Source organism: Rhodobacter sp. NSM (assembly GCF_052244495.1).
Lineage (GTDB): Bacteria > Pseudomonadota > Alphaproteobacteria > Rhodobacterales > Rhodobacteraceae > Cereibacter_A.
Genome location: NZ_JBQPXH010000017.1, coordinates 1 through 22,356 on the forward strand (window position 1 = coordinate 1; position 22,356 = coordinate 22,356).

General features: G+C 65.7%; 20 protein-coding genes. 13 read left to right on the forward strand and 7 right to left on the reverse strand.

Annotated features, from left to right (window positions below):
• From ACTVZP_RS19475 to ACTVZP_RS19485, 3 genes are all read left to right on the forward strand, one after another.
• A partial coding sequence (locus tag ACTVZP_RS19475; RefSeq protein WP_443213830.1) for a GGDEF domain-containing protein occupies positions 1-451 on the forward strand: 451 nt, incomplete at its 5' end.
• A gap of 149 nt (positions 452-600) precedes the next feature.
• Positions 601-4,968, forward strand: a complete 4,368-nt coding sequence (locus ACTVZP_RS19480; protein WP_443213831.1) for a diguanylate cyclase domain-containing protein — start codon at positions 601-603, stop codon at positions 4,966-4,968.
• 365 nt (positions 4,969-5,333) lie between these two features.
• Entirely contained in the window at positions 5,334-5,633 is a 300-nt protein-coding gene (locus tag ACTVZP_RS19485) for a helix-turn-helix domain-containing protein (RefSeq protein ID WP_443213832.1), read from the forward strand.
• Positions 5,634-5,941: 308 nt separating this feature from the next.
• On the opposite strand, the gene ACTVZP_RS19490 is transcribed toward ACTVZP_RS19485, so the two are convergent.
• From ACTVZP_RS19490 to ACTVZP_RS19500, 3 genes are all read right to left on the reverse strand, one after another.
• Complete coding sequence (locus ACTVZP_RS19490) at positions 5,942-6,541, reverse strand: RES family NAD+ phosphorylase (RefSeq protein ID WP_443213833.1); 600 nt, start codon at positions 6,539-6,541, stop codon at positions 5,942-5,944.
• Positions 6,541-7,140 (reverse strand): hypothetical protein, encoded by a 600-nt coding sequence (locus ACTVZP_RS19495; RefSeq protein WP_443213834.1) that lies wholly within the window; start codon positions 7,138-7,140, stop codon positions 6,541-6,543. Before ACTVZP_RS19495 ends, ACTVZP_RS19490 begins: the two co-directional genes overlap by 1 nt.
• A gap of 202 nt (positions 7,141-7,342) precedes the next feature.
• Entirely contained in the window at positions 7,343-7,948 is a 606-nt protein-coding gene (locus tag ACTVZP_RS19500) for a hypothetical protein (RefSeq protein WP_443213835.1), read from the reverse strand.
• A 74-nt stretch (positions 7,949-8,022) separates the two neighbouring features.
• On the opposite strand from ACTVZP_RS19500, the gene ACTVZP_RS19505 reads away from it, so the two are divergent.
• Positions 8,023-9,588 (forward strand): ADP-ribosylglycohydrolase family protein, encoded by a 1,566-nt coding sequence (locus tag ACTVZP_RS19505; RefSeq protein WP_443213836.1) that lies wholly within the window; start codon positions 8,023-8,025, stop codon positions 9,586-9,588.
• A gap of 18 nt (positions 9,589-9,606) precedes the next feature.
• On the opposite strand, the gene ACTVZP_RS19510 is transcribed toward ACTVZP_RS19505, so the two are convergent.
• Both ACTVZP_RS19510 and ACTVZP_RS19515 read right to left on the reverse strand, forming a co-directional pair.
• A complete protein-coding gene (locus ACTVZP_RS19510; RefSeq protein ID WP_443213837.1) occupies positions 9,607-9,882 on the reverse strand; it encodes a type II toxin-antitoxin system RelE/ParE family toxin in 276 nt (91 codons plus the stop codon).
• Positions 9,879-10,058: a hypothetical protein gene (locus tag ACTVZP_RS19515; protein WP_443213838.1), complete on the reverse strand. Its 180-nt coding sequence runs from the start codon at positions 10,056-10,058 to the stop codon at positions 9,879-9,881. Before ACTVZP_RS19515 ends, ACTVZP_RS19510 begins: the two co-directional genes overlap by 4 nt.
• 681 nt (positions 10,059-10,739) lie before the next feature.
• On the opposite strand from ACTVZP_RS19515, the gene ACTVZP_RS19520 reads away from it, so the two are divergent.
• The 7 genes from ACTVZP_RS19520 to ACTVZP_RS19550 all read left to right on the forward strand — a co-directional run bounded on the left by ACTVZP_RS19520 (position 10,740) and on the right by ACTVZP_RS19550 (position 19,294).
• Entirely contained in the window at positions 10,740-11,435 is a 696-nt protein-coding gene (locus tag ACTVZP_RS19520) for a LuxR C-terminal-related transcriptional regulator (protein WP_443213839.1), read from the forward strand.
• A gap of 577 nt (positions 11,436-12,012) precedes the next feature.
• Positions 12,013-12,378 carry a hypothetical protein gene (locus tag ACTVZP_RS19525; RefSeq protein WP_443213840.1) on the forward strand — a complete coding sequence of 122 codons (366 nt, stop codon included), beginning with the start codon at positions 12,013-12,015 and terminating at the stop codon, positions 12,376-12,378.
• Positions 12,379-12,584: 206 nt separating this feature from the next.
• Positions 12,585-14,063 (forward strand): hypothetical protein, encoded by a 1,479-nt coding sequence (locus ACTVZP_RS19530; protein ID WP_443213841.1) that lies wholly within the window; start codon positions 12,585-12,587, stop codon positions 14,061-14,063.
• 519 nt (positions 14,064-14,582) lie between these two features.
• Positions 14,583-14,783: a hypothetical protein gene (locus tag ACTVZP_RS19535; protein WP_443213842.1), complete on the forward strand. Its 201-nt coding sequence runs from the start codon at positions 14,583-14,585 to the stop codon at positions 14,781-14,783.
• A gap of 589 nt (positions 14,784-15,372) precedes the next feature.
• Complete coding sequence (locus ACTVZP_RS19540) at positions 15,373-15,813, forward strand: hypothetical protein (protein ID WP_443213843.1); 441 nt, start codon at positions 15,373-15,375, stop codon at positions 15,811-15,813.
• 307 nt (positions 15,814-16,120) lie between these two features.
• Positions 16,121-16,585: a hypothetical protein gene (locus tag ACTVZP_RS19545; RefSeq protein ID WP_443213844.1), complete on the forward strand. Its 465-nt coding sequence runs from the start codon at positions 16,121-16,123 to the stop codon at positions 16,583-16,585.
• Between the two features lie 129 nt (positions 16,586-16,714).
• On the forward strand, positions 16,715-19,294 hold the full coding sequence (locus ACTVZP_RS19550; RefSeq protein ID WP_443213845.1) for a hypothetical protein: 2,580 nt from the start codon (positions 16,715-16,717) through the stop codon (positions 19,292-19,294).
• Between the two features lie 215 nt (positions 19,295-19,509).
• On the opposite strand, the gene ACTVZP_RS19555 is transcribed toward ACTVZP_RS19550, so the two are convergent.
• Both ACTVZP_RS19555 and ACTVZP_RS19560 read right to left on the reverse strand, forming a co-directional pair.
• Positions 19,510-20,802: a HipA domain-containing protein gene (locus ACTVZP_RS19555; RefSeq protein WP_443213846.1), complete on the reverse strand. Its 1,293-nt coding sequence runs from the start codon at positions 20,800-20,802 to the stop codon at positions 19,510-19,512.
• 1 nt (position 20,803) lies between these two features.
• Positions 20,804-21,160: a helix-turn-helix domain-containing protein gene (locus ACTVZP_RS19560; protein ID WP_443213847.1), complete on the reverse strand. Its 357-nt coding sequence runs from the start codon at positions 21,158-21,160 to the stop codon at positions 20,804-20,806.
• A 669-nt stretch (positions 21,161-21,829) separates the two neighbouring features.
• Between ACTVZP_RS19560 and ACTVZP_RS19565 the strand changes: the two genes are divergently transcribed.
• Positions 21,830-22,048, forward strand: a complete 219-nt coding sequence (locus ACTVZP_RS19565) for a BrnT family toxin (protein WP_443213848.1) — start codon at positions 21,830-21,832, stop codon at positions 22,046-22,048.
• A complete protein-coding gene (locus ACTVZP_RS19570; RefSeq protein ID WP_443213849.1) occupies positions 22,014-22,298 on the forward strand; it encodes a helix-turn-helix domain-containing protein in 285 nt (94 codons plus the stop codon). The genes ACTVZP_RS19565 and ACTVZP_RS19570 overlap by 35 nt, the downstream gene beginning before the upstream one ends.
• Positions 22,299-22,356: the final 58 nt, after the last annotated feature.

The following is a 22,356-nucleotide window of genomic DNA, read 5'->3' on the forward strand; positions in this document are numbered from 1 at the left end:
ATTCGAGGAACGGTTCGCCACCGCCCTGCGGCAGCGCCGGACTTCCGGCGGCGATCTCGCCCTCGTCCTCTTCGACATCGACGATTTCAAGGCCTTCAACGACACCTATGGCCATCCTGCGGGCGATCGGGTTCTCAGGTCCGTGGGACGCTGTACCCGCAGCACGATCCGCCGGTCGGACATCTTCGGCCGCGTCGGAGGCGACGAGTTCGCCATCGTCCTGCCCGACACCTCCCTGGCCGAAGCCGAGCGGCTCATGGAGCGCCTGCGCCGGCGCCTGGGCGCCATCCGGCTCGTCGAGGCCCCCCATGTCGCCGTGACGGCGAGTTTCGGCCTGGCCGCGGTCCGTGATCCCGATGCCACGGCCCGCAGCCTGATGAAGAGCGCCGACAAGGCCCTCTATGCGGCAAAGGCCCACGGCAAGAACGCGATCGGCGTTCCGGATCCGTGACCTCCGCGCCCGCGCAAGGCCAGGCGTCCGGAGGCTCGACAGAGGGAGGGAGGCGCAGCAGGCCCGCCCCGGCCGGCCACGGAAAAGGACCCCACGCGCCCTTCGCGTCCCGCAGAACGTGACACCGCACCCGGAGCAGCCGGATCACCATGGACATTCTCCCCTGCTTCACCGGTCTCGCCCTCGACAGCGCGGTCTATGCCACGGGGACGACGCTCGTCGGCTTCGTGCTGCTTGCCTCCTGGCTCCTGCGCCAGGACAGCTTCTTCGGCCGCGCGCATTTCCTGGCCTGCATCTTCGGCATGATCTGGTGGCTGGGGGCGGCCGGCCTCGAACTGGCGGTCCCGCTCCTGTCCTGCAAGCTCGTCTTTGCCACCGCGGCCTGGCCCGCGATCGCGCTCGTGCCCATCTGCTGGTTCTTCTTTCTGAGACACTATTGCTTCGATCTGCGCAGGGGGCGCCTGCGGGCCGAAGCCGTCTTCATCGCAGGTCTCGTCGGCCTCGTGGCAGCCGTGGCTGCGACCAATCCCTGGCACGGGCTGTTCTACCTGCCCGGCACGCGGCTTGCGATCCTGCATGGCCGGCCCTCCGGCATCTTCGAGCACGGACCGCTGTTTCACGCCGCGGCGGCACTGCTCTACGTCTTCCTTCTCTCGGCGCTCGCCATCACCATCCTGGCCGCCTTCCGGGCCAGCCGCATCATGCGGCCGACCCTGATGATGATGATGTTCGGCACCCTGGCGCCCCTGGCCGCCAATCTGGCCCATCTCACGCTGGGCACGACCCTCTTCGGCTTCGATCCCACCCCCTTCGCCTTCGCCTTCATCCTTCTGATCTTCACCTGGGCGATCTACGCCAACCGGTCCTTCGACATCGCGACGCTGGCCCGCGACCTGATCTACTTCAACCTGAACGATCCGGTGCTGGTCCTGGACGGCCGGGGCCGCATCGCGGGACTGAACCCGGCCGCCCGAAAGCTGCTGCCCGATCTCGACCTCGGCGAGAAACCCTGCCGGAGCGGGCCCCTCGCCAACCTGTGCGACCTGCTGGACAAGGACGAGGAGGGCATGAGCGAGGGCGGATCGATGGAGATCCACGGCCGGACGCTCGACATCCGGCTGCTGCCCATGCACCCTCCCCTCGGCGGGCGGACCGCGCGCCTCGGGACCGCGGCCATCCTGACCGACAGGACGGAGCTTCACCGCAATGCCGAGCGGCTCGAGGAGGCGCTCGAGCAGTCGCGCGGCCAGCTTGCCGAGATCACCCGCCTGCGCGAGGCGGCCGAGCACCTGGCGCTCTTCGACCCGCTCACCGGCCTCGGCAATCGCCGGGCGCTCCGGATCGCCTTCGAGGCCGCGCAGGCGAGGCATGCGACCCTCGGCATCGCTCTGATCGACCTCGACCATTTCAAGCAGATCAACGACCGGTTCGGCCATGCGGTGGGCGACCGGGTGCTTTGCCGCTTCGCCACCGCCATGACCCGGATCCTGCCCGAGGGCACCCGCGCCTTCCGGGTGGGCGGAGAGGAGTTCCTGATGCTCTGTCCCGGCTTCGACCGGCCGTCCATGGTGGAGCTGACCGGGCGGCTGGCGCAACGGACCGTGGACATCCCGCCGCTGCGCAGTTCCGACCCCGTCCAGCCGACCTTCTCGGCAGGGATCGCCATCGGTCCCGACGATGGCAGAACTCTCGACGACCTTCAGGCGCAGGCCGACATCCGCCTCTACGAGGCCAAGCGGGGCGGACGCAACCGCATCATGGACCAGACCGGCCCGCTCCCGATGCGCAAGAGCACACCCGCCGCGCCGGAGCCCCGCCCCCGGCGGGGACAGGAGGCCTGGCTGCCTCTCGCGGAGGATCTGGGTGATCCGGCCCGTCTTGCACAGCGCCTGTCGAAGGGACAGCGCCTGGCCACGCCGCTGATGCGCGTCCTGATGCGGGCCACGAGTGCGGAAGTGGATGCCGCGATCGACCATGCGCTCGCGGAGCTTGGCGCCCATTGCATGGCCGACCGGGCCTATGTCTTCCGGATCGGGGAGAGGATGTGCAGCAACACCCATGAATGGTGCCGCGATGGTATCCCGCCGGAGCGGCATACGCTGCAGCGGCTGCCGCTGACGATCATCGAGCCCTGGCTGCCGCTCCTGCAGGATGACATGGCCGTCGATATCCCCGATGTCGCGGCCCTGGAGGACAGGGATCCGATCAAGGCGCATCTTGCCCGGCAGGGCATCCATGCCCTGGTCATCACGCCGCTCACCGACGGCATGAGCCTGACGGGCTTCGTCGGCTTCGACGCGGTCCGGCCGCGTCCGCCCTTCGATCCGGGAGAGACCGCCCTGCTGCGCGCGGTCGCGGATGCGATCGGGGCCGCGCTGGCCCGCCGTGACGCCGAGGCAACCGCGATCATCGCGAGGACCGCCGCCGAGGCCGCCGAGAACACTCTCCATCGCCTCGCCCGCGTGGCAGAGGTGATGACGAACCTCGTCGCCATCCTCGACACCGGCTTGCGGGTCGTCTGGGTCAATCGCGCCTTCGAGCTCCAGACCGGCTACCGGCTCGCCGATGTGGCGGGGCGGGATTTCGGGGCCCTGATCCGGGGGGCGCAGACCGATCCCGCGGCCGTGGCCGCGGTCCATGCCGCCGTCGACCGGCGCGAGAGCCACGAGGGCGAGACCCTCAATTACGACGCGATGGGCCAGCCCTACTGGATCCGCTTCAACATCCATCCGCTCTACGATGCCGATGGCACCTATGCCGGCTATGTCTCGGTCGAGACGGTGATCAGCGACCGCAAGGCGCTCGAGAGCAAGCTCGAGGCGCAGAATGCCCTCCTTGCCGGCGTCCTGCGCACAAGCGTCTCGGCCATCCTGGCCACCGATGCCGCCGAGCGCGTGATCTATGCCAATGCCGAAGCACGGCGCCTCCTGGATCTGGTCCCCGCGCCCGACGATCCGCACGTCCTCCTCATCCCGGACTGGCCTCTGGAAACGCTCCAGGGCGAGCCGGTCGGGAAGAGCGCCCTGCCCTCCGCCCTCGTGACGGCAACCGGGCAGGATCAGCACGACCTGCGCTATGCCCTCCGCCTGTCCAACGGCAACCGGCGCGTGCTCTCCATCAACGCAGCTCCCCTGCCCACGGCACCTCAGGGCGCGAGGATCGTCCTTTCGCTGACCGACATCACCGCAGCCGAAGCCAGTGCCGGGCAGCTGCGCCGGCTGGCGGCCGAGGACCCGCTGACGGGCCTGGCCAACCGCCGCGCGCTGAGTACGGAGCTGCTGGCCCGGCTGGACGGAGGCTCCGGAGAGCCCCTCGCGCTCATCATGCTCGACATCGACAGCTTCAAATCGGTCAACGACACGATGCGTCACGAGACGGGCGACCGGGTCTTGCGCCTCCTGTCCCGACGCCTGCGCGACACCGCGCCTCCGGACAGCCTCGTTGCCCGGACGGGAGGGGACGAGTTCCTGCTGCTTGCGCCGGGGCAGGAGCATGAAGCCGCCGTCGCCCTGGCCGAAAGGCTGCGCCAGGCGGTCACCCTGCCGATCGAGATCGACCGGCAGCCGATCAATCTCACCGCCTCGGCAGGCATCGCGCTCTGCCCCGCCCATGGCACCACCATGGCGATGCTGATGAGCGGGGTGGACATCGCCCTCCATGCCGCCAAGCGCCGCGGACGCAACCGGACGGTCGTGCTGTCGCAGGAGCTCTTCGCGGCCGAGGAACGGCGCAGCGCCATCTGCCAGGCGCTCGCCGGGAGCGCGATCGGCCGGCTGCAACTCGTCTACCAGCCGCAGTTCGCCCTCGACGCCGCCCACCGTCTCACGGGCGCCGAAGCTCTGGTGCGCTGGACGGACCCCGTCCTGGGCGAGGTGCGCCCCGACGAGTTCATCCCGCTGGCCGAGGAAACCGGCCTGATCCTCGGCATCGATGCCCAGGTGATCCGCCTCGCGGTGCGTCAGCTCGGCCAGTGGGCCCGTCGGGGCTGGCGTCATCGGCTCAGCGTGAATGTCTCGGCCCGGAGCTTCGCCCGCCGTGACTTCGCCCGGGATGTCCTGGACCATCTGTTGCAGGAGAAGGTCGACCCTCGCCAGCTCGTGATCGAGCTGACCGAGACCTCCCTCATCACCCGGTCCGAGGCTGCCGCCCGGAACAGCGCCACCCTCCGGCAGGCCGGGATCGGCATCGCCATCGACGATTACGGCACGGGCTACGCCTCCCTCTCCTACCTCCACCGCATGGACGCGTCCGACATCAAGATCGATCGCAGCTTCATCGCCGGCCTCGCTCTCTCCGGCTCCCGGCACAGCGGCCCCCTCATCGAGGCCATCATCAGTCTCGCCCGGACGCTGGGGATGACCACCACGGCAGAGGGCGTGGAAACCGAGGGGCAGCGGGAATGGCTGCGCGCGGCCGGATGCGACCGCATCCAGGGCTACCTGTCAGGTCCTCCCCTGCCCCCTCGGGCCTTCGAGGCCGCCCATGTCTCCGCGCCGGAGGGATCCGCCGCGGGCTGACCGCCCGGTCCCTTGGCTGTCGAGGGACAGCGCCTGGCCACGCCCCCTGATGCGCGTCCTGATGAGGGCCACGGGGTGCGGAAGGGGATGCCGCGATCGACCATGCGCTCGCAGAGCCTGGGGCCCCTTTCAATGGCCGACCCGACGCGCGTTCGACCCACCGCCGCCTGCCCGCGCCACCTCTGAGGGCTGCGATGGCTCTGGAGCAATGCCAGCTCCAGCCCCTTCCTGTTCGCAGGGCCACGCGAGGTACGTATATGTATTTTCAACAAGCTTCCTGTTACGTTCAGGGATCTCTCTTGCTGACTGATCGGAAATGATACGTTCCGATATCCTGGTCTGGAGAACTGATCCGAAAGAGCATCATGAAGCAGAAGTCCGAAGCCATGCGGATGATTGGCAAGCTTTTTCGCAGGAAAAGGCAGGCGGCGCGGCTGACCCAGGAACAGGTGGCCGACCTGGCCGGGATTTCGCGCCCGCGCTACCGCGACGTCGAGACCGGCACGGCGGCCCCCCGCACGACGACCCTGATCAACATCGCCAGGTCGCTCGGCCTGGAAGTGATGCTGGTCCCGCAGGCATTGGTGCCGGCCGTCGAAGCGCTGCTGCGGCCGGAGGACGAGGAGGATCGTCCGGCGTTCAGCCCGCAGGCGGAGCACGAATGACAAAGGCCCGCGCCGCTGAAGAGATCCCCTCACTGGACGTGTTCCTGAACGACGTGAAGGTGGGCACGATTGTCCGGACCCCTGGCGATTACACCGCCTTCAGCCTGACCCCCGCCTATCGCGCGACAGGAGGGCGTCCCATCCTGAGCCTGTCCCTGCAGGCCGCAGGAGGCGAGGCGGCTTGCGCCCTTCTGCCGGCAGGGTCGGTTGCGATTTTTCGAGATGCCTCAGAGTCGATTTGCCGTCTCTTCACCGAGGGCCTGAATGGATAGGTGGGAACTGGGCAGCCACAAGGATCTCCGGATCGTTCACCGCCGACTGCAGGGACATCCTGACGGCGGGCTGATCAGTGCGACCTGAGCCTTGGCCCCGCCGCCTGGACTGGTGTCAGGAGGCGAGACCTGCCCCATACCGCTCGGCGATCCGCCAGAACAGTCCTCGTCGAGATCGGGCCACCGCTCCACCTCGACAATGTCCGGCTCAGCGCGGTCGAAGAGCGCGAGGCAAAGCTCATCGTCGTCGTGCCTGGATCGGTAGAGGATGCCATCGAACCGGGCAGGATGATCGTGAAGGACTTTCGACCAGGCTTGCGGCGCATCGTAGGGAAGGCCGCCATGCGTCACTTCCGCCGTTGCTCCGATGACTCCAAGACCCGGACCATGCAGACGGGCGATCAGGTTGAGTCCGGGCCGGCGCAGGAAGGCTTCCGAGAAGGCTCCACCTTCCCCTTCAGCAACGTAAAGAACGCCGTATGCGTGCGCGGGGTCGTCGAGGCGGCCGGTGCCCGTCTGCCCAAACCAGATCGGTCCGAAGGCCCGGTCATGGAAGCGATGCAGCCGCGCGCCGGCCGACAGCGTGCGGATGAGAGGCGTCCGGAGGTCGATGTCCGGCGGTGGCAGTGGCGGCATCAGGCTCCCTGCTGCCCTTCGCTCTCTGCCGCCTGGATGACAAGGCGCGTCTTCCCGTCCTTGAGCAGGTCGATCGGCTTTCTTCCACCAAGGGCGTCGTGCGGGTTGACAAGGAAGTTGAGCATCGACCACGGGCTTTCGTGTCCGAGTGCGTTCCGCACCTCCTTCAGACCTGGGACGAGAGTGCCGTCACGGGTGAACTGGACCGTCGGATAGACCTTGCGGTTGCTTGGACCCGGTACGGCAAGCAGGCTTCCGTCCTGCACCCTCTTGCCGACCGCCTGCCGGCTCACACCACGCATCAGGCGCTGGACCTCGGCGAGGTCGAAGGCGCCGCCGGCAGAGGCGAGATCCTGTTCCGAGATCTCGATGCCGCGCAGCACGGCCCGGGCTCGGGCATCCGGCCGGTACGCGTCCGGACCTGGAAGAGGACGCGTGGCAGGCTGGTCCGACGTCTCCCGGTCGGCTTGCGCTTGAGCCGCCTTCATGCGCCGTCGGCGCAGCGCAAGGGACCTCCAGTTCTGGACCTTGCGGAGGTCGTCCTTCTCGACCAGCAGCCGGACATCTCCGCCCTCCGTCCGGAGAAGAAGATACTCCATGCCCTTCCTCGTCACGCGCCTGTTCCTGACAGGAGCGAGAGTCCTGAGAACTCGCTTGTAAACCTGTTTCCTGAGCATGCACGCCTCCTTATCCTGGATATGATATGAGGACGGGCCGATCGCTGCCTCGCACGGATTTGCGGTGCAACCTCATCGAACCTCGCCTCCCCCGCTCGGGTGAAGCCAGTTGCCTCGCGGTGCTTCAGCCGGGGATCCTGACGAACTTGCGCAGGTTGTCGGCGGTCCAGGTCCGCCCGGTGAAGGTGCGCAGGCCGGTGCGGTTCAGCGCCTCGGCCTGGGCGGGCCCGGCCAGCGTCTCGAGATCCTGCAGGGCGGCGAGGATCAGCGCCCGGTGCTCGGGCTTGGTGGCGATGCGCGCTTCGTCTGCCCGCCGCCAGCCGCGGAAGTGCTCGACCGGGTTGAACGCCACGCCATCGAGGTCCAGCGGCACGGGGGATATCAGCTCGTGATCCTCATGCGCCAGCCGATCCCAGAGCGGACCATGCCGGCGCCAGCCATGCGCATCGGCGAAGTCCACCAGCACCAGCCGCGCCGCCTTCCGCGCCGCGATCCCGAGCGCGCGTTCCAGATCGTCGAGAAGCGCGGGACTGGCGCGGTCAGGGGCGATCTCCATGGCCACCACCTCGTCCACGATCTCGGCGCCACTGCGCGAGGCCCACTGGCGCACGAGTGCGCGCTGGTAGCGGATGGTGCGGCTCTGGCCTGCCGCGATCTCGGGCCTTGGATCCAGCTGCCGGAAGCCTGCCCAGAAGACGGGCAGCGTCCAGTAGAAACCGACGTGTCGCATGATCCGGAAAATCCCGACGTTTTGCCGCAAGACCAACCCGTTGCGGCATCCTCGGCACATCAAGAAACGCAGGAATGGAGCGACTGCAAGTGCGAACGAGCGTGACACATCCCCTTCTCATCGCCGAACTGCCGGTGGCCAACGGCCGGATCGGGCTGACCTTCTGCCCGGGAAAGGCGGGGCCCAGTCTGCAGGGCGACCCCTGGTGCCGCGACCTCGAGACCGATCTCGACGCGCTGCGGGACTGGGGCGCCACCACCGTGGTGACATTGATGGACCCCTCCGAACTGAACCTGTTGCGGGTCGACGGGCTCGGCGCAGGCGTCCGGCGGCGCGGCATGGAATGGCTGCATTTGCCGATCCCCGACCTTGCAGCGCCCCCAGCCGCCTGGATGGCGCTGTGGGAGCCCGTTTCACCCCGGCTTCACGCCGCGCTCGAAGCCGGGGAGCGGGTGCTTCTGCACTGCCGTGGCGGGCTTGGGCGCACCGGGACGGTGGCGGCGCTGATGCTGATCGAGCGCGGGGCCGGCGCGGCCGAGGCGATGGCGCGGGTGCGGGCGGTCCGGCCCGGGGCGATCGAGACCCGCGCACAGGCGGCCTTTCTCGAGGCGCGGGGGGCCTTGCCCGACCGGCGGACCCAGCTGGTGCGGGCGGCGCTGTTCGGCGGGGCCATGGGCGATGCGCTGGGGGCCGGGATCGAATTCTGGAGCCTCGACCGGATCCGCGCGACCTGGCCGCGCGGGATCGACGAGTTGCCGGTGGCCTATGGCCGGCGGGGCGCGATCACCGACGACACGCAGATGACCCTGTTCACGGCCGAGGGCCTGATCCGCGCCCAGGTTCGCGGCGTAGCCCGGGGCATCTGCAACCCGGCCGGCGTCGTCCACCACGCCCTGCTGCGCTGGTACGGCACGCAAGGAGGCCGGCCGCAGGTGCCGGAGCTGTGCCGCACGGGCCTCGTTGCCGATCCGCGGCTTCACGCCTGCCGCGCGCCCGGGACCACCTGCCTCTCGGCGCTTGGTGCGGCCCGGCAGTTCGGACAGCCGGCCCGCAACGGCTCGAAGGGCTGCGGCACGATCATGCGCGTGGCGCCGGTGGCCCTTCTGGGCGAGGCCGTGCGCCCGCTGGCGCTGGAGACCTCGGCGCTGACCCATGGCCATCCGACCGGGCAGGAGGCGGCGGCAGCCTTCGCCTGCATCCTTTCGGCGGTGCTCCGGGGCGAGCCGCTGGAGCCCGCCATCGAGCGTGTGGCGGTCCCCTGCGAGGGGGAGACCGCCCTTGCCATCGCCTCCGCGCTCGCGGCACCGCGCAATGGCCGGCCCGAGACGGTCGAGCGGCTCGGCGGCGGCTGGGTGGCCGAGGAGGCGCTGGCGATCGCGCTTTATGCGGGCCTTGCCGCGCGCGGCTTCGAGGAGGGACTGCGCCTCGCCGTGACCCATTCCGGCGACAGCGACAGCACCGGCGCGATCGCCGGAACGCTCCTCGGCCTCCTCTACCCCGAGGCGGCCATGACGCACCGCTGGCGCGAGCAGGTCGAATGCGCCGACCTGATCGACCGCCTCGCCCGCGACCTCGCCGCTGCCCGCGATCCGGGGGAGGATTTCGTCCAGAAGATGTGGGAGCGCTACCCGGGCTGGTGAGCCGGGCAGCCCCGCCGCTCAGCGACCGAAGTGCGGCGCCTTCTGTCGAACGTGAACGATGGTGATGATCTCGACCCTGTCCGGATGCAGGCGGTAGTGGATGCCGGGCACGACCAGAGCCCGCGTCGGCCCCTCGCGCCAGGGTGCTCCAAGCTGGGGGTGGTCCTCCAGCATCTCGGCGGCATAGATGATCCTGTCCACCACGCGGACGGCGGCGCGGCTGTTAAAGAAGGCGATGTAGGCTTGGATCTCGTGAAGCCTGACCCGGCTCCGGTCGGAGAAGACGACCTTCATTCGAGGCCGAATTCCTTCTTCACCTGCTCCAGTGTCGCGACCCGTCCGGCGTCGAGTTCGGCCGTGCCGGCCGCGATCTCGGCCTCCAGCCATGCATCATAACCCGGCTCCGCCGCGTCTTCGGGCCGGGCAGGTTTCAGCCAGTGCTCCACGTCAGTGTGCGTCTCGATGCCCATGGCCGTGCCTCCTCGCGCCAAGGTAGGCTCCCTGATGCTCATGGGCAAGGAACGTCTTGCGGTCTGCTGGTCGCTCACCCGAGGGCACCTCTATCAATTGGGTCCCGGTACCTGTCAGGTCCTCCCCTGCCCCCTCGGGCCTTCGAGGCCGCCTGTGTCTCCGCGCCGGAAGGATCCGCCGCGGGCTGACCGCCCCTGTTCCTTCTTCTCGAGCGCCGCGCCGCAGGATGCGTCAAAACTGCGCAGGGCGGCCACCGCCGCGGCCGCTCGGCGCACAGTCATGCAACGGAAATGCGACAGATCCGTCCTCCTGGTCAGGATTCATGGCGGTTCTGCATATCTTAAAAGCAGTTTTCCGCTGCATTCGCCTCGATTTCTTCCTGCAGTTGATTTATAGTCGTTTTAAATCCCCTTGTGGCGCAGTGGCATGGCTGCCTTGAGTCACCTTTTATCTTTCGATTAATACTTGCGATACCGGCTGCGCACAGGAGATAAGGTGCCATGCGTTTTTTCACGTGTTATGCGCGGATAGGTCAATCTCGGCCACATCGAAAGCGGTATGGCCTCCCTTTGATCACGCCGCGCCCCGCAGCGCGGATATCGCACAAGCACCGTGTCGAAAAAGAAGGATGGAGCAGTCCAATGGTGTTTCAATTGTCGGCGAAAGGTTAACGGACAGTGATGCAGAAGAGAAGGATCGCTCTCGCGGAGAACCAGTGCCTCATCCGGGAGGTGATCGCCGCCTATCTTGCGACTCAGCTGGACGTGGAGATCATCGAGGCCACGAGCGTCGGGGAGCTGGAGACGCTCGTCAGGACCCATGGCCCCGTCGACATGATCCTGCTCGATCTGCTCCTGCCGGGGATGATGCCGGGGCTCGAGGCCCTCGCACGCCTGGTGGAGCTGAACCAGGCTCAGCCCGTCGTCCTCTTTGCCAGCGGCGCCGCGCCCAATGTTGTCATCGAGGCCCTGGAGAAGGGAGCCGCGGGCTACATCGACAAGTCCCAGGGCGCCCGTTCGCTGGTGAACGCCATCAATTTCATCCTGGCCGGCGAGACCTACCTGCCGGCCTTCCTGCGCCTGACACCGCGACGCAACGTGTCCGACGAGCGGGGACTGACGCCGAAGGAACTTGAAGTCCTGCTTGGGCTTACTGCCGGATTGATGAACAAGGAGATCGCCCAGAACCTCGGTCTCTCCGAGGTGACCGTGAAGATGCATGTCCGCTCGATCTGCGCCAAGCTGAATGTCAAGAACCGGACGCAGGCGGCCATGGTGGCCTCCCAGTTCGGCTACGGGACCACGGCGGCCGCAAGAAAGACGCCTGCGACACCCGACGGGGTCACGACCGGCACCCAGAGTGGCCTGAATGCCTGACCGATGACGCCGGCCCCGCGGCCGGCGTCCGGACGGCGAACCGGGAGACGCGCGGCAGGTGCAGCGGTCCCGGAGCGGAAGACGGGATCAGGAACCTTCCGGGATCCGCAGCAGACGGCACAGGCCCGGCCATCCCTCTTGCCAGCCCAGGGCGGATACCGGGGGTCCTGGTGATTTGAAAACTCGAACCGGTTCTCCTTCCGGACCCCGCAGGCCAAGGCGGTCGGCGGGATCTTGCCATATGCCAGGTCCGAACCATCAGGACGGGCTGAAAGAGACTTTTCGGAACCGCTCATCGGCTTTCAAGTTGTCAAGCTGACTGAACGAGGGCTTTCCGGATTGCGACTGTCGTGCATACTGCTCTGATTACCTTTCTCCTTACCTTTCTCCCAGCTTCAGCCACTCCCGCAGAGCGCGCATGACAGGCCACGAGAACGATCCACGGGATGAACGCTCCCTTGCGCCATACGCAAAGGACATGCGCCACACGCGCAGACTGCCTGCCGCAACGCCCTGCGGATTTCCGGCGCAGGAAGACGGAGCATTCGCGGATCTGAACCCATCAGCGAGCCGGACCATGCACGAGGCCAGCCAGACCGGTACCATCGAACGGTCGCGGCCCTTCGACGGCTGGGCATTCGAGGCGGCCTGTGACCTGGAACGGCGCACCTCGGTCCCGATCGTCTCCCGCCTCTTCCGCGCCAGCGATCTGCGCCGCGGGGCGGTCTTTCTCGCCCTTGCCGCCTGGTGCGCGCCCCATTCCCAGCAACGCCCGCTCCTCGCCGGCGTGACGGAGGCGGAATTCGCGAGCTGGCTCTTCCTGGAGGATCCCGCCGAAATCGCGGAGGTGCTCGACAGCCGCAGGAGCGACCCCCGGAGCCTTGCGCTCTTCGGCCAGGAGCCGCTCGCACGCCCGGAACAGTACCAGAACCCCTTCGTGTAAGGGCCGCCGCGAGGACCGATCGCCCGCGACGATCTTCTTCCGCTGCGGCCCGCTCCCGTCGGATCGGGACGGCAGACAGTTACCAAGACGAGAAACTCTGCCCGGCCGGTGATCCGGCGGGACGTCACTGCAGAGGCTGACAGGACCGTCTTGAGCAGCCGCCAAATTCGAGAAGAGTCCTGAACGGGCGTTGGGGGAATTGGACGATGCGCATGACTCTCTCAATGATCCTTCTTGTTGCGACAACCGCGGCCGATGAGGCTCGGGCCAATGTGGCAATCGCATTTTGCCAGGACGGGGACGCGGATATCGCTGTCCTCTCGACCCACGGGGATAGCGGATGGATCACGGGAGGCACGAAAGGCATCTCGGGATGGCATCGGATCGACGCGGGCGGCTGTTTCAACGACCGCATATTTACCTACCAAAGCCGCGAATACGTATTCGCGGGCATGACGAGCACCGGTCGGATCGTGCCGCTCGAACTATCCTTTCGCAACATGGGTCCTGTCTCCCATCGGCTCCAGACTGGCCAGATCTGCGTACCCCAAACCATCAGTTCCTTCGGCAAGACCTCTCTGAGGTCGGGAGCCGAACGCCCCCCCTGCCAACCTGGCGAAGTGTCGTTCGCTGCGTCGCTCTTTGTTCTCGCGGGCAACGAATTCGAGAACTTCAGGATTCATCTGGATATGGATCAGGGCGAAATTGACGCGCTGCTCCCGGCGGATGAAGGGGCGCCTCCAGCTCCGATCCGGCCTGCCCCGTCGCCGCCGGTTCCTGACAAACAGGCCTGCGGTCTGCTTTGCCGCCTGGCACTTGGTGCGCTGATCCTGGGCCAGGGAGGAACCAGCGGCGCCGCAAGCGACCCAGGACCGCCTGTCTCGGGCCAGGACCCGGCTCCTGATGGTGATGTGCGTTCCGGACGTCTGCCGGCAGCGCCCATTGTCCCGCCATCGGAACCCGCGCTGGATCCCCGAACGCGTGCGCTGATCGACAGCGTCAAGGACGCGATGCAATCCCCGGACCTAACCACCGCGAGCGATGTCAGCGGAAAGCTTGACCTCCTTCGGAAGGGATGGACCACTCTGCCTCTGGACCTGCGCCCCTTGATGCCCAGGGACGTCCGCGACGGTGTGCTCAGGAATGCCTACCCTGAGTACCGCACAGTCAGGCTGGCATTCATGGACCAGGACGACTTTCTGATCCGGGCATTCATCTACGATCAGGACCGGTCGACGAATGTCTTCGTCGCCGTCGATGGCGCATCAGGTTCAAGCTGGTGGCTCAACGGAGACAGCGCCAATCTCTACGCGTATCTGAAGGCCGATCCGCCAGAAGTGACGACGGAAGAGCAGGCACTTCATCTCTTCTGGGCCTACATGTTTTTCATTCGAGGGTCCGAATCCGAAAATGTCTTTGCCATTGTGGAAACCATCAATGACGCGACCTACCCGAGCGAAATGCGTGAGCAACATCCCGCGTTGACTGCGGAAGTTGCGGAGCGATTGAAGCCGGCACGTTGCACGCGCCTGAACGAGAAGTGGCGCTGTACCGGCAACATTTATCATCGGAATGCGATCTCCGAGGCCATGCTCGAGTTCATTCCTGGAAATCCGCCCGAGATGGTGAGCGATACGCTTTTGTTCGAGAACCTGCCGGTTTCGGTTCGGATGGCGATCGACTGAACCTTGGGTCGGCGATCCGCTGGCTGGCCGGATCGCCGACAATCGATCAGGCCAGAACGGCACCACGTAAATCCGTATCTCGCCATACTGGCTCGAATGGCGGGTTCCCCGATCGGCGCTGCGGGTTCCCAAGCCCATGGGACATCAATAGCACAGCCAAATCTGCAGCAACCACTTGACGGTTTGCCACCGCGGAGGCAGGATGCACCCATGAATTACTCGCGCACCATGCCGTTCAAGATACGCTGTCTCCTTTAAGGAGGCCGCTTCGGCCGTGCGGAAAGGTCCCGTTATTCCCGGGAAATAACAGCTCCCGTTCCCTTTTGGAACCTTTGACCCTTCCCTCGCCATTCCGATAGCTGCGCAAGCGCCAATGCGGGCGCAGGGGCAGCAACCGAAAGCATGCGGGAAGGCCCCCGCGTCGCGGCTCCTGGCCGGCACGACCGGTCAAAGACTGGCCCGCAGTCCGCATTTCTTGAACAACCTGCCATGAAGGAAACAGATCTCATGAAGACCGGCATGGACCGCATTCTGGACGATATCCTCTCCGGCCCGAAACACTCCGGATACCATGTGGTGACGGCCACCAATCTCTCCGATTTCAAGCGCAGCGTAGAGGCCTGGGTCGAGAAGGGCTGGACACCGACCGGGGGGCTCGCCGTCTACACCGAGTTCTCGCACATGCCCACCTATGCTCAAGCGCTGTGGTGGCGCGCCTGACCGGGGCTTGAATCCCAGGCGGCCGACCGGCAGGCGTCCTCGGTCTCCTCGCATCGGGATCGGCTCCGGTGGCGGCCTGGGACTGCCGGCGACCCTTCTTCAGAGCGCAAAAACGCCCTTGCCGCCTGGCGGGTGCCGTCCACCACACGCGAGAGAATGAACCGGGCTTGCGGCTTGCCGTCCGGGACCTCCTGACGGGCCTCGAGAAAGTCCACCAGTTTGGACGCAGCTTAGATGTCATGGGGGGTCGGCTGAACCCGGGCGGCCATAGACGTCCTCAAGCCCGCAGAGATGGAACTACAGGATATTGCCCTGCGGCTAACCGCAGAGCTGAACCGACGCGGCTTGCTGACGCCCGGGACCGAGACCGGAACGGGATGGACACTGAACCGGCGACGAAGGATTGCCGGTCTGCAATGGATCGGGCTGATGCCTGGGGCCATGCGCGCCGTGATCGACAGGCCGGAGGTCGGCAGGGATGTGCCGTGCCGGGTGTGTCACGGGCAGGGGACCATTGGCAAGGACGCTGAAATCTCTCCCGTCTGGCTGGCCTACGGCAAAAGCCGGAATCTGATGGATCAAGAATAAAATGTCGCGATACGATCACGAACAATCAAAGCTCTGCCCGCATTGCGGCGGATCAACGACCTTCCTGCACATGCTGAAAGAGCCACGGCACGAAAGCGGATGGCGGCACATCTGCAAGACCTGCGGGGATGTGGGGCACATCCCCGATCCGCCTAAAACGGATCAGGAACTGATGCTTGAGTATCTGACGAAGATGAAAAAGCGGCTCGCCCGGATGGCCGAGAATGGCAACCCATGGCCGCTCGATTCCGACATGCGTAAGGTTGTCCGGTTTTCGGAGCTTCAAGACCCGCCGTCCGATGAGTGGAAGCGCGGACAATTTGATGCCTTCAACGCTCTCTGGTCGGTCTATTGCGATCTCGAAGCCAAGGCGATCGACATGGGACTCATTGAAGGCCGGATCGAACTGGACCCACAAGAGGATGAGGCCATGCCGTTCTAGCGGCCTCGTGGCCTCGTCCACGCGATCTGTCCTGCTGTTCTTGCATCTGTTCTCGGGCGGATCGACGTTTCTCAGGTTCTTGCGAAGGGGGGTCCGGCTTGTCTGACTGCCGACAAGCGGGCGGTCGCACGGCAATACATGCGACTTGAAACCCTCGCCCTCTTCCCTGACACTGTCACCATCAGCCCGTCCGCCGCGACTGCCTGATAAAGCCCTGACGTCTCCATGGCCGGCGCTCCTGCACCATTCGGTGGAATACCCTCAACGAAAGGGAGGAACCTGTGCGATGATGCGAAACCGGACAGGCATGATCGCGTTGCAGGCAGCCCTTTGTCTGGGCGCCTCTTCGGCTCTGGCGCAGGAATGGCAACATGGGAAATCTGCCGATCGCGCCTGGACCACGGCGAGCAGTAACGGTCGCGAACTGCTGTTCCTGTGCCGTCGTGGCACGGGACGGGTCTCCATGAACCTGAGCGACAGGTCGGAAGGGGCGGATCTTTCCGCGCCGCACAAGACCATCAGCACCACCGGGGGCCTGATGATCTGGATCGAGTTGCCGGACGGCCGCACGAGCCGCGATTCGTTCACCGGCTTCAACGAGCAGGGATCGATCTCGGCCGAGATCCCGGCAGACCACATCCACTGGGACTTCTTCGCAAATGGGCAGCGGCTCTGGATTCAGGACACGGGGTCATGGGAGACGCTCTTCGAGTCCGGCATGAAGGGGACCGGCGCGGCCCGGCTCGCCCTCCTGGAGCGCTGCGGGATTTGACATGGGATCGCCGCGCGACCTCGAACGCGCCGCGATGAAGCACGAGAGGGCGCGCGGCCGCTCCTGCGCCCTGCCCGCGCTGCGCATTCCTTCCATGCCACCGATTGATCCGGAAGGGAGAAGACCGAAATGCGTCTCATGACTTTCGGAGCGCTCGCCGTGGCGGTCCTTCTCCTCGTCCAGGAGGCTTCGGGGCAGACCCGGGTAGACGAAGCGGCGCGGATGATGTCGAAGAACATCGCGAAGCAGTCGCTGCAATCGCTCATGCTCGGCGACAGCCAGTCGGCGCTGGACCTGGCCTTGCAGGCCTTTCCCCCTCAACCGACAGAGCAAGAAATGGCAGCTTTGCCTGACGCGGTCTTTGCCCTCGAGATCGCGGCAGGCTCACGGATCGCGCGCATCGCAGAGGAAACCCGCGGCCTTTACAGCGTCGACAGCACAGGCACCCGGGCCTTCGTCGGTTTCTTCGATCCGCGCGCCGGCGCCGAAGGCGCGGTGCCCGCAATCCACGACCCGCGTGACGGAACCCTCATCAGGCGCCTCGTCGAGGTGAAGGCGGCAACCGCGCCCGAACATTCTCCCGTATTCTCGCCCGACGGCCGCCTTCTTGCCTATCCGAACATGCCCGGGAACTCGGTCCATCTCTTCAACGCGCAAGACGGAAGCTGGGCCGGGGAGATGAGCGCCAGCGGGATGCTCGAGCGAGATGCAATCGCCACCCGGCCGCTCGGCTTTTCAAGCGACGGCGCCTTCTATGCGGTTGGCTACCTGGGCGGCGGCGGCGGGATCCTGGTCTGGAATGTTTCCACCCGCTCGCTGGTCCGACATCTGGTCTCGAATAGCGGGCCCGGGAGGACGTCGTGGCCCCTGGGCTGGGATCACGAGGATGGCTTTGCCGTGCAGAATTTCGTGACGGACAGGGCTTCAGGCAGACGGTCGGGTGTCGTGCTGGAACGGTGGGCCATGGATGGCCAGCGCCGGACCGTGGCCGATCTGGCAGGGGTCATCGACGCCCCGTCGAGCCGCTCCTTCACCTTTCCCGGCGTGCCGATGGTGTTGATGACGGACGAGGCGCGCCTCGCCGCGATCGATCTCGAAACCGGGAGCGTCCGCTTCACGACCGAGGTGCTCCATCCTGAGGTCGCGCTGGTCCGTGGAGGATCTGCTTTCGCCATCCGGCCTTTCGACCTCGGCTCGCTCGATGAGTTCCAGGTGATCGACCGGCGGGGTGCAAGGCTGCCGCCAGAGGGGCGGGATCTCATCCCGCTGGTGCAAGCGGCGGTGTCGCGGACGGGCAAGTTGGTCGCTGTCGCGAGAAATGCGACACGTCACACCTATGGCGGCCAGGACCTTCCTCATGGCTCGGCACTCTACGGCGCCGTCCTGCAGAGGCTCAGCGGCGACCGGAGAGTGGTCATCGACCAGAACGGGGCCGGAGCACAGACCGACGCCGCACGAGTTGCGCAGCTCATGTCGCAGAACTTCGCCACCGAGGCGATCACCGCCCTGCGGCACGGCGATTGGAGAGGAGCCATCGGCCTCGCGCTGCGTGGCCTTCCGGACGGACCGACCGAAGAGGACATGGCGACGTATGCCGCGGCGGCCTTCGCACTCGAACTTGCCGCAGGTGCGAGGGTGCCCCGCATCCCTCAGGACCGAGAAGCGCGCTTCAGCGTCAACAGCAGTGGAACACGTGCTTTCATATCCCACTGGGAAGACAGCTCCCGCCTGGACACGGGAGCCTTTCCGCAATCCATCATCGATCCTCGTGACGGTCGGGTGATCCGTCAACTCGAGCCTCAGATCGACGTTTACGGCATCTCGAGCCCGGGGATATCGGCAAGCTTCTCGCCCGATGGCACGCTCCTTGCGGTTCCGTCGAACCGGACGTCCAGCGTGCATGTCTTCGCGGCCGGGGATGGCGCCTATCTCGGGGAAATGAGGCCAGGCGGGACAGCGGCGGGACGGAAAGGAGTCGGATACGAGGTCGGCTTCTCTGTCGATGGGCGGCTATATGCGCGGGGCTATGGCGTCCCGGGTGCGGCCGGCATCCATGTCTGGGACGTCGCCACACGGCAGCTACTTTACCACCTGCCCATGTCCCCCGACAGGAACGCTCGTCAGTGGCCCCTTGGGTGGGATCATCAGGCGAACCTGTTCGTTCAGACCGTGATCAGGGATCCGAGCGCCTTGGGGCAGAGCCGGATCGTCATTGAGCGGTGGTCGCTGAGCGGCTCCGTTTCTCCGTTCATTGCCACGACGGGCAGGCCTTTCGACGCGGAGTTCACGGCCTTCGCCTATCCGGCCACCGGGCTCCTCTTTCTCTCGACCGAGGGAGGTGTCACGGCGGTCGACATGGGGAACGGCCAGGTGCGCTTCGTCCGCCAGCTCGCCGCGCCTTTCGTCGCCATGGCGCGGGGAGGTCGGGCCGTGGTGCTGAAGCCACGGCAACTCGTTTCGCCCGATCAGTTCGTCGTTCTGGACCTTGCCGGCAACGAACTGACGATCAGGGGCCGGGATGCCGTTGCCTTCATGCACGCCCTGTTCTCGTTGCGCGGCAACCGCATCGACGAGTCCCGAGGTCCGTTGGCAACGACGTACCTCGGCCATGGTACCGCAGAAGGCCTGGAGCTTTATCATGCTCTATGGGCACAACTCGGCGCGGAGGAGCGCGCGCGCATAAACGAGGAGCGCGTTCCGCGGCAGTGATTGCCGTAAAGCCGTTCTGTCCACTATGGGCGGGAGAGCGGTCTTTGGCGGCGACATCGCCCAAGGACCGCTTTTGGCTTGCTTCGTCTATCAGCTCGGCGAAGAAGGAGTGCGAAAGGCTACCAATCAGCAGCCTATTCAAGTTAAACTCACTAAGCCGCGCCGCGGCTTGAGCGTACCAGCCCGCGCCGAGCCGCAGGCCACTACGGAGAGCATCAGCCCGCCGCTTCGAGGCGCGCCCGCGCCCATGAGATCGCCTCCGGGTCCTGCTCGGCAAGGCCGTTGACCAGGAAGGTCGCGCGCTCGGCTATGTATTTTTCCACTTCACGCACCCAATCTTCGGCGTCGGGGTCCATCGCAATGACCTCCTCCACCGCCTGCGGCAAATGCTTCATGGTCGCCCTGCAAAGCACCTCGACGCGACGCAGCGCGGCTGTGGGGTTCAGGCCACAGAGTGCGGCCTCTCGCTGCCAGTGGCGACCCTTGAAGTAATCGCCGTCCCACTTCGTCGCGAGCGACATTGCCTGCTTTCTGATGATGCTCGGCCAAGGCTTGGCGCACATCACGTCATAGATCGGCGCCAAGTTGGCGCCGGAGGCCGTGACCATGACCGAATAGTTCTTCGCATGGGCGTCGGTATTGCAGACGATGGTGTTAAAAATCACGTAGTCGAAGATCGACAGTACCCCGCGGAGCGGATCGAGCGTGCGCATCACGCCGACAATGTCGCGGACCATGGGGCCCCGCTGCCCGGTCTCGTTGCGCTCATACTTCGCACTCGGCAGGCGGCCCAGGGCCTGGCACATGTCTTCTTGGTGCAGGCGGCGCCAACTTTCGCCCTGCTGACGCCGGTCGTAGCGCTCCACCAGAAGATACCGGCGCGCGCCGGCGCGCCCCACCCGCACCTCCGGCGCGGCGAGGCCGATGAGAGCCGCCAAGCGCAGGCACAGCGCCTCGTTATAGACCCCGCCAGGCAGATTCGCGGCATCCGGCTTCAGGATCCAGGTCGACGGCGCGCCCTCGACGGGGATCGAGATCACTCCATCAGCACCGACATGCACGCCAATCTTGGACTGGACGCCGGCCAGGGACATGGAGACACCGTCTTCGCCGACGAGGAATGGCTTCTTCGGCAGTTCCTGAATGATCCGCTCAAGCGCCGCCTCGTCCGGCACCTCCCGAGTGGTCATTCGCGCGAAGCCGCGCTCGGAAAAGGACATGGCTCCGGAAGTATCCCGCCCGATGCTGGCCAGCAGCGCGAGGGGGTCGGCCTGCGAGGCGCCGGTGGCGCGAGCCACCATCTCGAGCTGCTGGCTTTCCGGCAGAAGGTTTGCCACCCACGGCAGGACCTCGCCCGCACCATGGTTCGCAACCCCCAGAGGCATCCTTGTCGATATCGGGAAGGCACCGCGCGTCCCCTGCCAGTCAAGGTTGTAGGTCAGCGTCGCCGCGCCGTCTTTGCCCGGCGCGATTTCGGCCACTTCCCTGCTTTCGTAGTAGATCTTCATCTCAGTCCTCCAACGGCGGCAAATCGTCGGGCAGATCTTCGGGAATCCTGTCGGACGGATCTTCGGGGATCATGCCGGGAAGATCACTGTCTTGCGGCGCGCTCAGCGCGTGCTCAACCATCGGCACGATGCCGAGGAAGCGCGCAATCATCAGGGCCGGACCGATCCTCAGGGTCGGCTTCCCGTTTTCCATGTCCACGATGTAGCGCCGGCCCACGCCGGTCGCGCTGGCCACATCCTCCTGGCGCAGCCCCTGTGCCTTGCGCCTGGCACGGACCATCCGACCGAAACGGCGCGCGTCTTCGGCTCCAAATTGATCCGGTTGCGATATGGCGGACGACTGATCTACGTTGCTCATGGGAGCACCTCGACTGATTGGTCAGGAAAACTGATGTTCCTGATCGGTAACATATGGTGCTATCGGATCGATACAAGGCCGAATGTTCCCGATCGGGATCATATAGAGGTTTGGCGAGATATTGCGGCTATATGTTCCTGCTCGGGAACATACATGTGAAGAAGGCCTGTCATCCCCTGAAAAGATCCCGCTCGGTAACATCATGTAAGGCGTGGGTGAAAGAAACCGACCACCGCTCCCCGACAGCCTAACTTTCTGGCACCCGACCTCGATCTCGTAGACGATGCTGCGCGCTGCCTCGAAAGTCCGGTGTGGCAACCGCGCTGCGGCAATGGTGACCCCGCCAGACGGCAGCAATGGGCGAGTGCGCGGATTCGTGACCCTTGATGCCGCGGCCCTGCAACGTCCGCTTGCTGCGCCGCTGGATGGGCGGCACGGAGATGCACACCGCGCCTGTCTGCCTCGGCACATGGACTTCCTCGAGGAAGCGGGTGAGCGCTATGGGTCGGCTCATCCCTACCCGAGCGCCACGCCGGAGTGCTGGCCCCATCATTATGTGCGGCGCTGACATGACCAGCGTTGCTACATATACGGAAATCCCGTATATTGGTGGCTATGGAGAGCAGTTTCGATCCCACGAAAGACGCCGCGAACCTGCAGAAGCACAAGTTGCCACTGATCTTTGGCGATCGGATCTTCGAGGACGATAGTCACCTCATTATCCCCTCGATCCGTGCCGAAGATCAGGAAGAGCGCTTCAAGGTTGTAGGTGAGGTCGAGGGGAAGCTCTTCACGGCCGTGTTCACATGGCGGGGCGATCTGCCCCGCTATATTTCCGTGAGAAGGAGCAACAATGGTGAAGAAAGAGCCTATCGTTCTTCCTGCTGACCCGTCCGACGCGGAAGATTTCGATGCGACGGCGGAGGCAATGGATCGCGGCCAGCGGGCGCGGCTGATCCGCAAGGTAAGGTCGGGCCTCGGGCTCTCGCAGGCCGATTTCGCGGAGCGTTTCCGTGTCCCTGTCGGGACTCTGAGGGATTGGGAGCAGGCGAGAGCCACGGCACCTGATTTTGCCGTCGCCTATGTTCGGGTCATCCAAGCCGCCCCGGAGTTGGTCATGAAGACCCTCGCCGCCTGACAGCTCTCACGATGTGCAAGTACTGCTCCTCCTTGTCACGCGCGGCCAAGTAGAAGAG

What these genes read in the sequence shown, in the direction of transcription:
- ACTVZP_RS19480 (WP_443213831.1), top strand. Translation starts at nt 601, where the DNA reads ATGGACATTCTCCCCTGCTTCACCGGTCTCGCCCTCGACAGCGCGGTC.
- ACTVZP_RS19485 (WP_443213832.1), top strand. Translation starts at nt 5,334, where the DNA reads ATGAAGCAGAAGTCCGAAGCCATGCGGATGATTGGCAAGCTTTTTCGC.
- ACTVZP_RS19490 (WP_443213833.1), bottom strand. Translation starts at nt 6,541, where the DNA reads ATGCCGCCACTGCCACCGCCGGACATCGACCTCCGGACGCCTCTCATC.
- ACTVZP_RS19495 (WP_443213834.1), bottom strand. Translation starts at nt 7,140, where the DNA reads ATGGAGTATCTTCTTCTCCGGACGGAGGGCGGAGATGTCCGGCTGCTG.
- ACTVZP_RS19500 (WP_443213835.1), bottom strand. Translation starts at nt 7,948, where the DNA reads ATGCGACACGTCGGTTTCTACTGGACGCTGCCCGTCTTCTGGGCAGGC.
- ACTVZP_RS19505 (WP_443213836.1), top strand. Translation starts at nt 8,023, where the DNA reads ATGGAGCGACTGCAAGTGCGAACGAGCGTGACACATCCCCTTCTCATC.
- ACTVZP_RS19510 (WP_443213837.1), bottom strand. Translation starts at nt 9,882, where the DNA reads ATGAAGGTCGTCTTCTCCGACCGGAGCCGGGTCAGGCTTCACGAGATC.
- ACTVZP_RS19515 (WP_443213838.1), bottom strand. Translation starts at nt 10,058, where the DNA reads ATGGGCATCGAGACGCACACTGACGTGGAGCACTGGCTGAAACCTGCC.
- ACTVZP_RS19520 (WP_443213839.1), top strand. Translation starts at nt 10,740, where the DNA reads ATGCAGAAGAGAAGGATCGCTCTCGCGGAGAACCAGTGCCTCATCCGG.
- ACTVZP_RS19525 (WP_443213840.1), top strand. Translation starts at nt 12,013, where the DNA reads ATGCACGAGGCCAGCCAGACCGGTACCATCGAACGGTCGCGGCCCTTC.
- ACTVZP_RS19530 (WP_443213841.1), top strand. Translation starts at nt 12,585, where the DNA reads ATGCGCATGACTCTCTCAATGATCCTTCTTGTTGCGACAACCGCGGCC.
- ACTVZP_RS19535 (WP_443213842.1), top strand. Translation starts at nt 14,583, where the DNA reads ATGGACCGCATTCTGGACGATATCCTCTCCGGCCCGAAACACTCCGGA.
- ACTVZP_RS19540 (WP_443213843.1), top strand. Translation starts at nt 15,373, where the DNA reads ATGTCGCGATACGATCACGAACAATCAAAGCTCTGCCCGCATTGCGGC.
- ACTVZP_RS19545 (WP_443213844.1), top strand. Translation starts at nt 16,121, where the DNA reads ATGATCGCGTTGCAGGCAGCCCTTTGTCTGGGCGCCTCTTCGGCTCTG.
- ACTVZP_RS19550 (WP_443213845.1), top strand. Translation starts at nt 16,715, where the DNA reads ATGCGTCTCATGACTTTCGGAGCGCTCGCCGTGGCGGTCCTTCTCCTC.
- ACTVZP_RS19555 (WP_443213846.1), bottom strand. Translation starts at nt 20,802, where the DNA reads ATGAAGATCTACTACGAAAGCAGGGAAGTGGCCGAAATCGCGCCGGGC.
- ACTVZP_RS19560 (WP_443213847.1), bottom strand. Translation starts at nt 21,160, where the DNA reads ATGAGCAACGTAGATCAGTCGTCCGCCATATCGCAACCGGATCAATTT.
- ACTVZP_RS19570 (WP_443213849.1), top strand. Translation starts at nt 22,014, where the DNA reads ATGGTGAAGAAAGAGCCTATCGTTCTTCCTGCTGACCCGTCCGACGCG.